The sequence below is a fragment of the Exiguobacterium sp. s130 genome (genome assembly GCF_018619055.1).
Lineage (GTDB): Bacteria > Bacillota > Bacilli > Exiguobacteriales > Exiguobacteriaceae > Exiguobacterium_A.
On sequence record NZ_JACSNI010000002.1, the window covers coordinates 578740 to 592163 of the forward strand.

At 48.1% G+C, this 13424-nt stretch carries 13 protein-coding genes and 1 pseudogene; 2 read left to right on the top strand and 12 right to left on the bottom strand.

Annotation, left to right across the window (positions count from 1 at the left end):
• The 8 genes and pseudogenes from HZS85_RS06935 to gmk all read right to left on the bottom strand — a co-directional run bounded on the left by HZS85_RS06935 (position 1) and on the right by gmk (position 7864).
• Positions 1-735: a Stp1/IreP family PP2C-type Ser/Thr phosphatase gene (locus HZS85_RS06935; protein ID WP_056062297.1), complete on the bottom strand. Its 735-nt coding sequence runs from the start codon at positions 733-735 to the stop codon at positions 1-3.
• Positions 736-753: 18 nt separating this feature from the next.
• Complete coding sequence (gene rsmB, locus HZS85_RS06940) at positions 754-2085, bottom strand: 16S rRNA (cytosine(967)-C(5))-methyltransferase RsmB (RefSeq protein WP_214854575.1); 1332 nt, start codon at positions 2083-2085, stop codon at positions 754-756.
• A complete protein-coding gene (gene fmt / locus HZS85_RS06945) occupies positions 2082-3002 on the bottom strand; it encodes a methionyl-tRNA formyltransferase (protein ID WP_251137889.1) in 921 nt (306 codons plus the stop codon). The genes rsmB and fmt overlap by 4 nt, the downstream gene beginning before the upstream one ends.
• 24 nt (positions 3003-3026) lie before the next feature.
• A pseudogene (gene def, locus HZS85_RS16755) lies at positions 3027-3464 on the bottom strand (peptide deformylase); the annotation flags it as partial.
• A gap of 9 nt (positions 3465-3473) precedes the next feature.
• Positions 3474-5798, bottom strand: coding sequence for a primosomal protein N' (gene priA / locus HZS85_RS06950; RefSeq protein WP_035406880.1), 2325 nt, complete (start codon positions 5796-5798; stop codon positions 3474-3476).
• Positions 5795-6985: a bifunctional phosphopantothenoylcysteine decarboxylase/phosphopantothenate--cysteine ligase CoaBC gene (gene coaBC, locus HZS85_RS06955; protein WP_214854579.1), complete on the bottom strand. Its 1191-nt coding sequence runs from the start codon at positions 6983-6985 to the stop codon at positions 5795-5797. The genes priA and coaBC overlap by 4 nt, the downstream gene beginning before the upstream one ends.
• Before the next feature lie 56 nt (positions 6986-7041).
• Entirely contained in the window at positions 7042-7245 is a 204-nt protein-coding gene (gene rpoZ / locus HZS85_RS06960) for a DNA-directed RNA polymerase subunit omega (RefSeq protein ID WP_029342114.1), read from the bottom strand.
• Position 7246: 1 nt separating this feature from the next.
• Positions 7247-7864, bottom strand: a complete 618-nt coding sequence (gene gmk / locus HZS85_RS06965) for a guanylate kinase (protein ID WP_174316772.1) — start codon at positions 7862-7864, stop codon at positions 7247-7249.
• 168 nt (positions 7865-8032) lie between these two features.
• Here gmk and HZS85_RS06970 point away from each other — a divergent pair, with 168 nt between their 5' ends.
• A complete protein-coding gene (locus tag HZS85_RS06970; protein ID WP_214854581.1) occupies positions 8033-9724 on the top strand; it encodes an Rqc2 family fibronectin-binding protein in 1692 nt (563 codons plus the stop codon).
• 63 nt (positions 9725-9787) lie between these two features.
• Here HZS85_RS06970 and HZS85_RS06975 read toward each other — a convergent pair whose 3' ends face one another.
• The 4 genes from HZS85_RS06975 to HZS85_RS06990 form a co-directional block, all read right to left on the bottom strand.
• A complete protein-coding gene (locus HZS85_RS06975) occupies positions 9788-10699 on the bottom strand; it encodes an FUSC family protein (RefSeq protein WP_035406871.1) in 912 nt (303 codons plus the stop codon).
• Complete coding sequence (locus tag HZS85_RS06980) at positions 10696-11598, bottom strand: DUF4097 family beta strand repeat-containing protein (RefSeq protein WP_214854582.1); 903 nt, start codon at positions 11596-11598, stop codon at positions 10696-10698. The genes HZS85_RS06975 and HZS85_RS06980 overlap by 4 nt, the downstream gene beginning before the upstream one ends.
• 204 nt (positions 11599-11802) lie before the next feature.
• Positions 11803-12492, bottom strand: a complete 690-nt coding sequence (locus HZS85_RS06985) for a metal-dependent hydrolase (protein WP_214854583.1) — start codon at positions 12490-12492, stop codon at positions 11803-11805.
• A 19-nt stretch (positions 12493-12511) separates the two neighbouring features.
• A complete protein-coding gene (locus HZS85_RS06990; RefSeq protein ID WP_214854585.1) occupies positions 12512-12826 on the bottom strand; it encodes a winged helix-turn-helix transcriptional regulator in 315 nt (104 codons plus the stop codon).
• A 104-nt stretch (positions 12827-12930) separates the two neighbouring features.
• Between HZS85_RS06990 and HZS85_RS06995 the strand changes: the two genes are divergently transcribed.
• Positions 12931-13422, top strand: coding sequence for a lactoylglutathione lyase family protein (locus tag HZS85_RS06995; protein WP_023468778.1), 492 nt, complete (start codon positions 12931-12933; stop codon positions 13420-13422).
• Positions 13423-13424: the final 2 nt, after the last annotated feature.

A 13424-nucleotide genomic window follows, 5' to 3' on the forward strand; every position in this document is an offset into this window, starting at 1 on the left:
TCAGACCCTCTTTCTTTCTTTGAACCGGATGGCGGCAATCGTAATATTATCCGCGCCTCCTCGAGCATTCGCTTCTTTCACCAATCGTCCGACGATCTCATCAAGCGGATCATCCCGTAAGATGATTTGTTCGATGACATCATCTGGCACTTCATCGGTCAACCCGTCGCTACACACAAGGACGAGGTCATAGTCTGGAGCATCTCTTACTTGAATGTCGACTTCGACCGTTTCGTTCGAGCCGACCGATCGTGTGATGACATTTTTACGTGGATGATTTTCGACTTCCTCGTCCGAAAGCTCTCCCATTTGTCGTAACATGTTGACGTAAGAATGATCATCCGTCAATTGTTTTAACGCCGTACCCTCAAGGGCATAGACCCTACTGTCTCCAACATGACCGATGACGAGCAAATCCTCGACCCAGCACACACAGGCAATGGTCGTTCCGACGATCGCAAGTTGTTCTTCTTTTGAAAACTGAAGAATCCGGGCATTCGCTTCGGCTACGCGTTGTTCTATCCATTCGGACAATTCCATCGGACGATTTGGCATGAGGGAAAAGGATGCTTCAAATACCTCGCGAACGATCGCACTTGCGATATCGCCAGCAGCGTGACCTCCCATACCATCCGCAACGACGGCAAGACCACGTTCAGCGTTCCCGATGAGTAATACCGTATCCTCATTTTTAGTCCTGACTTTCCCAGTGGTCGAAAGGTGAGCTAACTCCATGACAGTCCTCCGTTCGTATCAATCTTCTCGTTTCTTAAACGCGGCAATGTAGAAGCCATCCGTTCCGACTGTCGTCGGTAACAACTTGAGTTCTGCTCTATCTCCGATTAGATGCCGCACGGATTCTGGCATGCGTTCCGCGAAAGATGCATCAAAGTCAAAACCCTGATCGAGAATGAACGCTGTCTGCTCCTCGTTTTCGGTCGGATCAATCGTACAAGTCGAATAGACGAAGATTCCACCTTTTTTAACGAGTGGTAAGACAGATGTCAAGATGTCTCGTTGAATTTTTGGGAGTTGCTCGAGTTGTTCTGGACGTTTCGTCCATTTGATATCCGGTTTTCTCCGAATGACACCAAGTCCTGAACAAGGTGCATCGACAAGAATCCGGTCAAAGGATTCTACTTTGAAACGTTCCCCTGCTTTACGGGCATCTAACGCTTCTGCTTGAACAGTCGTAAGACCTAATCGTGTCGCTTGCTGTTCAATCAATTTAATCTTATGTGGATGAAGATCAAGTGCCTGTAGTGTACCCGTCGTCAAACCTTCAGCAATATGCATCGCTTTCCCACCAGGTGCGGCACAGCTGTCGAGTACATGATCGGATGCTTCTGCACCAAGCGCACGGGCGACGAGCATTGAGCTCTCATCCTGAAGAGAAAGATACCCACGGTCAATCAGATCAGTTTTTTGGACGCTTCCTCGTTCGATTTCGAGACCGTCCGGCGCGACCGTAGATGGTTTTGCCGTCACACCTTGATCGAGTAGAAGCTCGATTGCTTCCTCCCGCGTCGTTTTCGTGCGATTGATGCGGACCGTGACCGGTGCCGGTGTGTTATTTAATTGACAGATCTGAAGCGTTTCTTCCGGACCAAACAGTTCGATCCAACGTTCGACGAGCCACTGCGGGTGACTCGTTTCAATGCTGATTCGTTTTGCAGCAGGCTCAATCTCAGCGAAATGAGGCATTCCCGCCCGTAATACATTCCGTAGCACTCCGTTGACGACTTTCGAGACATGGACTTTCCCACGTTTTTTAGCAATTTCAACGGCTTCATGAATGACGGCATGATCCGGTACACGATCGAGATAAAACAACTGATAGACACTCATTCGTAACAATGGGCGCATGAATGGATCAAGTTTTTTCTGTTTCGCTAAATATGGTTCTAAAATATAATCAAGCGTCAATTCACGACTGAGCGTCCCGTAAACGAGTTCCGTGAACAAGCCGACATCTGTTGCTGAGATAGCACGCTTTTCAAGCATCTGGTGGACGGTGATTGTCGAGAAGGCACCACCTTGACCAATTTTCATCAGTGTCGTTACTGCTGCGTCACGTACATTCATGCGTTCTCACCTACTTGTTGTCCGAGTTCAAGCGATTGACCGATCCCACGCATGAACGTAGCACCGTCCATCCGTTTTTTGCCGGACGGCTGTAAGTCGATCAGCTTCAACGCTGTTTCGGAACCTGTCGCGATGACGGGACCATCCGCTTCTAATGCGATGATTTCACCCGGTCGTCCCGTTCCTGAGACTTTCGTTGCGAAAAAGACTTTTAATCGATCGTTCCCAAGCATCGTATACGTACTCGGGAATGGATTCATCCCACGAATTTGATCATAGAGTGTCTCACCCGGTAGCGTAAAATCAAGTCGTTCCCGCTCACGTGAAATGTTCGGCGCAAATGTCGCTTCTTCCTCGACTTGTGCTTCCGGTGTCAATTCACCTGCGAACAGACGTGGTAACGTTTCAAGTAACAGGCGCGCTCCTGCGTCCGCTAACTTCTCGAACATCGAACCGGCTGTATCGTTCTCTTCGATTGGAACGATGATTTTTGACAACATATCACCTGCGTCTAGCCGATCGACCATATACATGATCGTCACACCTGTCTCTTTTTCTCCATCGATGATCGCTTGATGAATCGGTGCACCGCCACGATATTTAGGTAAGAGTGACGCGTGGACATTAATCGCCCCAAAACGTGGTGCTTCCAAAATAGCTGTCGGGACGATCTGACCGTAAGCTGCGGTGATGATGAGATCAGGTTTTAAATCGAGAACATCTTGATAATCCTCTCGAATTCGTTTCGGTTGCAACACAGGAATATCGTGTTCCATCGCGACGAGTTTTACAGGCGTCGGTTTGACTTCCCGTTTTCTTCCGACTGGTTTATCTGGTTGTGAGACGACACCGACGACGTCATACCCAGCATCGATCACTTCACGCAGTGTCCCTGCCGCAAACTCAGGTGTCCCCATGAAGACGACGCGCGGTTTTTCTTTCTGGACGAGTTTATCCGTGAACAGGACACCGTCTAAATGATCCATCTCGTGCTGGATGGCACGTGCAAAAAAGCCCTTTGCTTTGATTTTAACCGTCCGCCCGAGACGATCTTGAGACTTGACGACGATTCGGTCGAACCGTTCAACCGGTCCGAAGATGCCTGGCATGCTAAGGCAGCCTTCGTCATCGATTTGCGAACCATCCGCTTCGATGATTTCCGGATTGATCAGCTCGATTGGTCCCGTCTCATCATCGGTATGAACGACGGCTACACGAATCGGCTGGTTGATTTGCGGTGCGGCTAAACCAACCCCGTCATATTCGTACATCGTATCGAACATCCGGTCGATCATTTTACCGAGTTTTTTATCAAACTTCGTGACAGGTTCACACACCTGTCGTAATACATCATTTGGTACTTCTACTACTTTATACATACAGACACCTCACATGAATACAAATGGATTCAAGTCAATCGCGACTTGTGTTTTTGATTTTTGACGACGGGATAAGATATCACGGAGATGTGTCCGGACATCCTCCTGTCCTTTATGTTTAATTAAGACCTGTTGCCGGTACATATTTTTGAGTCGAGCGAGTGGTGCATCAAACGGTCCATTGACGACTAAATCCTCAGATTCAAAGGCACGAAGCTCGGAAGCGATTTGCTGCGCTTCTGCTTGTGCTTCGAGCGGATGCGCTGCTGAAACTGTAATCAGACCAAGGAACCAAAATGGTGGATGCCCACCGAGCTTTCGCAATTGCATCTCTCGCTTATAAAACGTTTCGAAATCATGCTGTTTGGCAGTTTGAATGACGTAATGCTCCGGGTTGTAGGTCTGGATAATTGACTGACCAGCGAGTTGACCCCGTCCGGCACGACCGGACACTTGGGTGATCAACTGAAACGTGCGCTCACTTGCTCGAAAATCCGGAATACCAAGCGTCGCATCGGCAGCAATCACTCCGACGAGTGTAACGTTCGGAAAGTCGAGACCTTTTGCAATCATCTGTGTTCCGAGCAGAATGTTTCCTTCCTTGCGTTCAAAGGCATCGAGTAATTTCTCATGCGCACCTTTACGCGACGTCGTATCCTGATCCATCCGGATGATTCGCGCCTCCGGAATCAAGTGTGCCAATTCTTCCTCAATCTTTTGCGTACCCGTTCCGAACTGACGAATTTTCGTCGATTCACAGGACGGACAAGTTTTCGGCATTGCGGCTTCAAACCCACAGTAGTGGCATTTCAAACGATCTTCATGTTGGTGATAGGTTAAATTGACGGCACAATGCGGACATTGTAGCGTCTCCCCGCAATCCCGACATAAGACGAAGGTCGTATATCCGCGACGGTTCAGGAGTAAGACGGTCTGTTCCCCACGTTCGATGCGTTCTTTGATGCCTTCGACTAGCGCGAGGCTGAACGGCGTACGATTGCCCCGTTCGAGTTCCTTACGCATATCAACGATGTCAACTGGAGGCAGTTCCCCACCAAATCGTTCACGAAGCGGTAAGTAACGATAAACCCCTTTTTGTGCCCGTGCATACGTCTCGAGTAACGGTGTTGCACTTCCGAGCACGACGGGACAACGATGATAGGCTGCCCGCCATTTTGCGACATCGCGCGTATGATAGCGCGGATTCTCTTCCTGCTTATAAGTTGTTTCATGTTCTTCATCGAGAATGATGATTCCGATGTTCGTCAGCGGCGCAAACACAGCAGACCGTGCACCGACGACGACATCGACCTCGCCTTGGGCGATTTTGCGCCACTCATCATACTTTTCTCCGAGCGATAGACCGCTATGCAAGACAGCGACCCGTTCTCCGAAACGGCGTTTAAACCGTTTGACCATCATCGGCGTCAGACTGATCTCTGGGACGAGCAAGATCGCTTGTCTACCGCGTTCGAGTTGTGCATGAATCGATTCAAGGTACACTTCCGTCTTACCGCTTCCTGTTACGCCATGTAACAAAAATGTTCCGGTCTCAGCTTCAGCCGTAATCGCCGAGACAGCTTCCTGTTGCTTTTCCGTCAAAGAGGACGGCACAAAGATGTCTTGGACGAGATGTTCATAAGGATTTCGCCGAACATCGATCGTCTCGACTTGAATGATGCTCTTTTTCTCGAGAGCGTTCAACGTCGCGCTCGTTGCGCCCGTTGCCTGCTTGACTTCACTCCAAAGCGCATCCGGAAATTCTTGAATATACGAGTAAAGTGCCGCTTGTTGGCTCGCTTGTTTCGTAAAAGTTGCTTGCTCCTCTAGAAGACGAATCCGTTTATCGATCTTAGACGTCTTCTTCTCGCGAATGACTGGTTGAAGCGTCACGTCAGCTTGTTTCGCCGCTGTTAAGACGATTTGCTGCACTTCCGTTGGTAATTGACTCATTTTCTTACCATGATATGCCCGAAGTGGGCCCGACTCGACTATGACCAGTTTATCATAACTCACCTTTAAGGCAGCCGGCAGCATCGCAAGCAATGCCGTCGCCTGAAAACACAAAGTCGTTTCCGATAGATACGCTGATAACTCGAGTAATTCCTGTGTATAGGTCGGGGTCTCATCTAAGACACGCACGATCGATTTGACGTTCGTCAGATCAGAGGTAGCTTTCGTTCCGACGACGATTCCAAGCAACGCCCGTGGACCAAATGGTACTTCGACGCGCATACCGGGAACGATCAGCTCTTGCCAAAGTTCTGGCACTGCATAATCGAACGGACGATCGACCGTTGCTGCTGCGACGTCAACGATGACTTCGGCTATCATGCCAATGCCTCCGCGAATTGGCGCATGAGCGATTTGGCGAGCGTCGATTTCAATTGTTGATCGTATCGCGTGACGGAATCATTCTCCCCAAAAACGACGACCTCATTTTCATCACTGACGAATCCGATATCAGATCGTGACACATCATTCGCGACAATGAAATCGGCTTTCTTTCGGACGAGCTTTTGTTTCGCGAACGTCTCGACGTCCGTCGTCTCAGCCGCAAATCCGACTAATAACTGATGTTGTTTCTGCTCACCAAGCGTCTTCAGAATATCGGTCGTCTCTTCGAGTTCAATTCGAAGTGGTCCGTGGATTTTCTTTTGCTTCTGATCGTATTGGATAGACGGTCGATAGTCAGCTACGGCAGCAGACATGATGACGATGTCTTGCGTCTCATAATCACGTAACATAGCCTCGAGCATCTCTTCTCCCGATTCAACAGCAATCGTCGTTATCCCGGTCGGTAATCCGATCCGAAGTGGTCCATGGACGAGCGTGACATCGGCACCTGCGTCTCTTGCCGCTTCTGCTAGCGCAATTCCTGTCTTTCCTGAAGAATCATTCGTCAAGTAACGAACCGGATCAATCCGTTCCACGGTCGGTCCCGCACTGATCAAGACTTTTCGTCCGGCTAGATACTTCTCTTCAAAGAACGTTGAGAGTGTTGCGACTAAATCTTCCGGTTCAGGTAAACGACCTTTCCCGACCCAACCACATGCGAGATTTCCGACTCCCGGTGCAATCACCTGGACACCGTCCTGCTTCAGTTGTTCGATGTTGCGGACTGTCGCCGGATGTTCGAGCATGTTGACATTCATCGCTGGAGCGACGATGACGGGACATGTCGCTGCAAGGATCGTCGTCGTGATGAAATCATCCGCGATCCCGTGCGCGAGTTTTGCAATCAAATTCGCGGTCGCTGGTGCGACGACGATCAGGTCCGCTTCGTCCGCTAAATCGATATGGGCGATCTTTGACGGATCATGCTCGATGAAGACGTCATCATAGACCGCTTTTCGCGTCAGTGCTTCAAACGTCGTCTTACCGACGAATTGTTGCGCATTACGCGTCATCGCGACTTGAACGTGCGCGCCTGCTTGAACAAGCTTTGAAGCGAGTGCTGCTGATTTGTAGGAAGCGATTCCACCGCCGACACACAGTAGAATGTTTCGGTTGGTTAACATGTAGGTGTCCTCCTTATTGAAAAAAACAGCCACGATGACAAGTGGCTGCTTCAAAATTAGTCTTGCGGTTGGTTCGTGACGGATACTTCTTCGAAATAAAGCTCTTCTAAAGCTTTCCCGACCGGTTTATGCGATTTTGGGTTCGTGACTTTCACGCGTTTCCCGTCTTGGATTTGACGCGCACGCTTAGCGGCAACTGTAACGATTGTATATTTCGACGGTACTTTCTTTTGAAGCTTATCAACTGATGGATATAACATATCACTTAACCTCCATGGCTTTTTTATATAGGGACGCGACACGTTCCCGACTGCAATGTTCCGCTGTGACGATCGCTTGGATCCGGTCACAGGCTTTATGAATTTCGTCGTTCGTCACGACATAGTCATAGGCATCCATCATCTCGATCTCTTCCTTAGCGACGAGAAGACGTTGCTTAATGACTTCCTCCGATTCCGTTCCACGCCCTACGAGGCGGTTCCGTAATTCTTGGAGGCTTGGAGGTGCAAGGAATAAGAAGACAGCTTCCGGAAAATGTTCTTTGACCTGCATGGCCCCTTGAACTTCGATTTCGAGAATGACGTCTTTTCCTTCATCTAGGATCTGGTTCACCCATTCGACAGGTGTTCCATAGTAGTTCCCTACGAATTCAGCATATTCCAAGAGTTGATTGTTCGCAATCATCTCTTCGAATTCTTCACGCGATTTAAAGAAATAGTGGACACCATCTACTTCTCCTTCACGCGGTTGGCGCGTCGTACAGGATACCGAGTAATGCAGATCGTTATCCTGATCTTCGCGCAAGGCACGACAGACCGTTCCCTTTCCGACACCACTTGGACCAGATAATACGAGTAATAAGCCACGCTCTTTGAAAATCACTTCAAAACCCCTCCATCTCACAAACTTCACATTGTTTCATATTAGCAGTAGAGACGGGAAGTTCGCAAGTCATCTTTTTTAGCTCGACTGCTTTATCATACCATAACGATGCCATTTCTGTTACCTTTAGAAAGTGAGAACGAAATCAAGAAAGAAGGTAATCGTATGGCTTTTGACGGATTGATGACGACACGCGTCGTCAAAGAACTCCAACCGCTCGTTGGAGGACGGATCAATAAGGTATACCAACCATATACATTGGATTTAGTATTCCAGGTCCGCGCCGAGCGAAAAAACGTATTGTTGCTCGCCTCTGCGAATGCCATGTATGCACGGATGCACATTACGTCGGAAGCGGTCAGCAACCCGAGTGAACCCCCACTCTTCTGTATGATGCTTCGCAAGCATGTCGAAGGCGGATTCATCGAATCGATCGAACAACTCGAACGCGACCGAATCATTGTCTTACGTGTCCGTTCCCGGAACGAACTTGGCGATGAGGAAGCGAAAAAAATCTATGTCGAGTTGATGGGACGACACTCGAACATCATTTTGACCGATGGACAAGATAAGATCCTCGATGCGATCAAACACTTACCACTCAGTCAAAATACATTCCGGACGATCATGCCAGGGATGACCTATCAACTTCCACCAGCACAGGATAAAGTGGATCCACTCACAGGAGATATCGAAAAGGCACTCCACCGAATCGACTGGAACGCTGGGAAACTGGATCGCCAGTTACTTGGTCTGTTCAGCGGTTTGTCTCCACAAATCGCTAAGGAAGTCGTCACGCGGGCAGGTCTTGCGAACCGGACGAATCTTGCTACCGCTTTCCAGGACGTCTTAAAAGAACTAAACGGTCCTTATGTATTGCAACGGATGGAAGGCGGCAAAGAACGCTTTGCACCGGTCCGCTTAACGGAAGGTTCAATCATTGACGAAAAGACGTTCGCGACGAGTGGTCAAGTCCTCGACGCATTCTTCCATCAAAAAGCAAACCGCGATCGTGTCAAACAACAAGCGGCCGATCTCGAACGGTTCATCAAGAGTGAGTACGATAAGAATATCTTAAAGCGCTCAAAACTCGAAAAAGATTTAGAAGCGACGTTACGAATGGATGAATGGAAGCATAAAGGAGAACTGCTGACGACTTATCTCTATCAGCTCGAACGCGGGATGAAGGAAGCAACCGTCGTCGATTACTATGATCCAGACGGTGCTGAAATCACGATCACGCTTGATCCCCGCTTCTCGCCAAATGAGAACGCACAGCGTTATTACAAACGGTATAACAAATTAAAGACCGCCAAAGTCGAAGTCGCGCGCCAGCTTGAGAAGAACCAAGCCGAGATTGCGTACTTCGAAGGTTTGCTTGCGCAACTCGACGTCGCATCCCCGGAAGATATCCGGGAAATGCGCGAGGAACTCGTCGAAGAAGGTTATCTGCGCGAACGACAAAAGAAGAAAAAGAAACCGCAACTCCCACAACTCGAAGCATACCGTTCTTCGACCGGCCTTCCATTCTTCGTCGGAAAGAACAATAAACAAAATGATTACGCGACGTTCAAGTTTGGACGTCGGTCCGATACGTGGTTACACACGAAGGATATCCCAGGATCGCACGTCATCATTCAAAGTGATGCACCGGATGAGACAACGTTAAAAGAAGCAGCGATTGTTGCCGCCTACTACTCGAAAGCACGTGAATCGAGCCAAGTCCCGGTCGATTTTACGGAGTTACGATATGTCAAGAAACCGAGTGGTGCAAAACCCGGCTTCGTCATCTATACGGATCAAACGACACTTTACGTCACACCTGATCCAGATGTCGTCCAATCCTTACGTCAATGACGCTACACAAAAAAGCGCTGTTTTTCCTAAATATCACTTAGGAGAAACAGCGCTTTTTCATCTTCACTTCATTTTTTCTAACTGTTCCCGGTAATCGAGCAAATGCCCATGGATGATATCCTTCGCCTCGCTTAATTCTTGATCGAATGAGAACATCGCTTGTTTTCGTTCGTGGGAGAAGATGACATCGTAATGATGGCTGAGTAAGAAATCAATTTCCTGGCCGAGCGTCTTTTCCTGTTCTTCTGTCATCGGGATATCCCGATGACTGGCAATGCTTTCAAGCAAGACGAGCAACTTGTCTTCAAGATCGACAAGCTCCTTCAGTCGGATGAACGCTTCACTTTGACCGCTTGCCATCAATGGATATTTTTGATCTTCTTGAAGCATCAACATCATTTCTTCATGTTTGAGAATTTGTTTCCGAACGGCAAGCAACCTCGTATCATCTTGCACAAGGCTCCGCCAATCTTCCATCAACTGTTGCGTCGTTTTTTTGACAAGCAAGAGTAAACGATCCTCATAATGTGGCGGGAAGACGATGTAATTGATGAGGACAGCAGATAATACACCGACGACAGTCAGCAACGACCGTGATAAGGCATAGTGGACGTAGTCGGCGGTCGGACTCTCGAACATCAACACGATGGCAAAAGCCGCGAACGTCGACATATCCGTTCTTCCAATCATCGAATTAAGGACGAGCGAGACAATTACGGCGAGTCCAATCGTCAGCGGATTCGCCCCAAGTGTCGCAACAATCGCAAGACCACACATTAATCCAAGTACTGTTCCGAAAATCCGGTTGAAGACGATTTTAAACGACCGATGAATCGTCGGTTGCATCGCAACAATTGCTGCGACAGCCCCCATTCCCGAATAAATATCGAACACATACCAGGAGATACTAAGCGCAAGAGCTACCGCGATACCGGTCTTGACCGTTCGTAGTCCAATCCGAAACTTTAATTTCACTCGAGCGTCACCTGCCCGACTTCACTATTGACTGTCACTTCCGGTTTTTCTTGTTTCGACAGTTCATAAATTGTCTCATCCTTATTCTTTTGTTTCGTATATCGGTCAGAGGCTTTAATGTCGCCTCCTGTGTCAATCGTAATCGTACCGGCTGATTTATTTGGTTTTAGCTTCGTAGCGCCGTCAATCGTTGTGACGTCGAGACTCAACTTCGCCACATATTCCGCAAGAGAAACACTTTCACCTGTCACTTGCGCATGGACGGCATCCATCTCTTTGATGGAAATCGCACGTGATGCATTCAGTGTAATTTCATCACCTTTTACTTTATCGAGACTCATCGCTTCTCCGTTCATCTCGATTGTTTTTGCGTAGATGCCCATTCCTTTAAGTGTTCCAGCATCGACATCGACACGGTTCATATAACTCGGTAGTCCCACTTGAATCGTATAGTCTGCTGTTTTTTCGCTCGGACGATTGCCGAGTCGAGACAGCCAACCATCTCGTCCTGTCACCGTTACCGTATTCGTCGATGTACTGATTTTCAGTCGTTTTCCACTCGATGCACTATCGACGAGTTTGATTTGGACGTTTCCGTCTGTGCTTCGAACGAATTGTACGGTTGCGTGCGGCGCCTCGATGGCGAGAGACTTATAGCGATTCGTCGTCTTGAATGTTTCACCGCGCGATAACAATTCCGTTGAGACGAGCAATGTAATCGAATAGATGACGACAAGTCCGAGAACGACACCACCGTACAAATAAAGCGGTCGCTTCACTGGTCCTTTTTCTCCAATGCGATTCAACCGTGCATCCATCTTTTGTTTTTGTTTATTTTTTAAGCGTGTGAACGACGATTGTTTTCGTTTCCGCACACTCCTACTGTTATGCTCTTCCATGTCAGTCCCTCCATCTCATGTCTACCATTATTCCGAATATCTGAATCGGCTGTCAACAGCCCCTACTTATCATAGAAGAAGTTCACTGTTTCGCCATCGGGCGGAAGAAGGAAGCGTCATCGGATGAACTACAGATATTCCAGAAGAATAATCGACAAAAAGGAGAGGAACCTTGACGTTTCCTCTCCTTTGCTTAAGAACGGATTATAATTCGAGTGACTCGCCGATCGCGAGTAAATGACCAGTTTGACCTTGCGCTTCAATTTGTTCACAGAATGCGTTCGCATCTTGTTTGATTAAATCAAATGTATCGTAGTGGATCGGTACGACTGCTTTCGCTTGCAACATATCTGCAGCGATCAACGCATCATCCGGACCCATCGTGAAGTTATCACCGATCGGTAAGAAGGCTAAATCGATTTCATGATGGGCGCCATAAAGGGCTAAATCCCCGAACAGTGCCGTATCGCCTGCGTGATAGATTTCTTTGCCTTCGATCGTCAGTAAGAATCCAGCCGGCATCCCCATATACGTAATGGTTTGTTTCTCTTCATCGATGATGCTTGATGAATGGAATGCCTGTGTCATCTTTACTTTACCAAACGAGAATTCAAACTGTCCGCCAAGGTTCATCGGGTGGACATTCAATCCTTTGAAGCTTAAATACGTTGCCAACTCATGCGTAGCGATGATCGTCGCCCCCGTTGCTTTCGCGATCCGCTCTGCATCAAGCATATGATCGGCATGGGCATGGGTTAACAAAATAAAATCTGCCTTGACGTCATCTGGATTCGTCGTCGCTTTTTCATTACCGCTAAAGAAGGGATCGATGACGAGATGGTGACCATTCGTTTCAATCGTTACTGTTGACTGTCCATGATAAGTTAGCTTCATCTAATTCACTGCCTCTCGATTAGGATTCGGATAATTGATTCCCTTCCCCCCATGCGCATAAACCTTTCATGGCTGGTTGCAGTGTAAATGCCGCTTCTGTCAATTTGTATTCGACATGTAAGACGGCTTCATCATACTCAATCCGTTCAATCATTCCGAGACGTTCGAGTTCTTTTAATTGATCCGTCAAGACTTTCCGAGAAATCCCGGGAATGGCACGTTGTAACTCTAAAAAACGTTTCTGACCGTTCTCTAACGTGCAATATAATTGTGGACGCCATTTTCCGCCGATGATGGCGAGCGCCCGATTGACCGGAAATTGTTCTGTCGACATGTTGTTCTCTCCTCCAGAGTAGTTACTTCAAAGTGCGTACTATGCAATCGAGTGTAGCGTAAGTTAGAGTATGCGTAAATCATTTTGCAAAAGGAGTGTTAAGCATGACGTATCCACGTAATTTTTCGCACATCGGTCTTTCTGTACCGAATCTCGACGAAGCCGTCCGTTTTTATCAAGAGGTGATGGGTTGGTATATCATCATGGAACCATCTGATGTCCTCGAAGATGACTCTGCCATCGGTGTCATGTGTACGGATGTCTTTGGTGCAGGATGGAACAAGTTCCGGATTGCTCACATGGCGACAGGTGACCGCATCGGAATCGAGTTGTTCGAGTTCCCGAACAATGAACAACCCGAAAATAACTTCGAATTCTGGAAAACAGGCATCTTCCATTATGCGATCCAAGATCCAGACGTCGAAGGACTCGTCGAAAAAATCGTCGCCCACGGCGGCAAACAACGGATGCCAATCCGCGAATACTATCCGGGAGACAAGCCGTATCGAATGGTCTACTGTGAGGATCCATTCGGTAACCTCGTTGAAATCTACTCTCACTCGTATGAACTTACCTATTCGGAAGGAGCTTATTAAAC

Excerpts from the sequence above, each read along its gene's own strand:
- HZS85_RS06935 (WP_056062297.1), bottom strand. The coding sequence starts at position 735 with ATGGAGTTAGCTCACCTTTCGACCACTGGGAAAGTCAGGACTAAAAAT.
- rsmB (WP_214854575.1), bottom strand. The coding sequence starts at position 2,085 with ATGAATGTACGTGACGCAGCAGTAACGACACTGATGAAAATTGGTCAA.
- fmt (WP_251137889.1), bottom strand. The coding sequence starts at position 3,002 with ATGGGGACACCTGAGTTTGCGGCAGGGACACTGCGTGAAGTGATCGAT.
- priA (WP_035406880.1), bottom strand. The coding sequence starts at position 5,798 with ATGATAGCCGAAGTCATCGTTGACGTCGCAGCAGCAACGGTCGATCGT.
- coaBC (WP_214854579.1), bottom strand. The coding sequence starts at position 6,985 with ATGTTAACCAACCGAAACATTCTACTGTGTGTCGGCGGTGGAATCGCT.
- rpoZ (WP_029342114.1), bottom strand. The coding sequence starts at position 7,245 with ATGTTATATCCATCAGTTGATAAGCTTCAAAAGAAAGTACCGTCGAAA.
- HZS85_RS06970 (WP_214854581.1), top strand. The coding sequence starts at position 8,033 with ATGGCTTTTGACGGATTGATGACGACACGCGTCGTCAAAGAACTCCAA.
- HZS85_RS06980 (WP_214854582.1), bottom strand. The coding sequence starts at position 11,598 with ATGGAAGAGCATAACAGTAGGAGTGTGCGGAAACGAAAACAATCGTCG.
- HZS85_RS06985 (WP_214854583.1), bottom strand. The coding sequence starts at position 12,492 with ATGAAGCTAACTTATCATGGACAGTCAACAGTAACGATTGAAACGAAT.
- HZS85_RS06990 (WP_214854585.1), bottom strand. The coding sequence starts at position 12,826 with ATGTCGACAGAACAATTTCCGGTCAATCGGGCGCTCGCCATCATCGGC.
- HZS85_RS06995 (WP_023468778.1), top strand. The coding sequence starts at position 12,931 with ATGACGTATCCACGTAATTTTTCGCACATCGGTCTTTCTGTACCGAAT.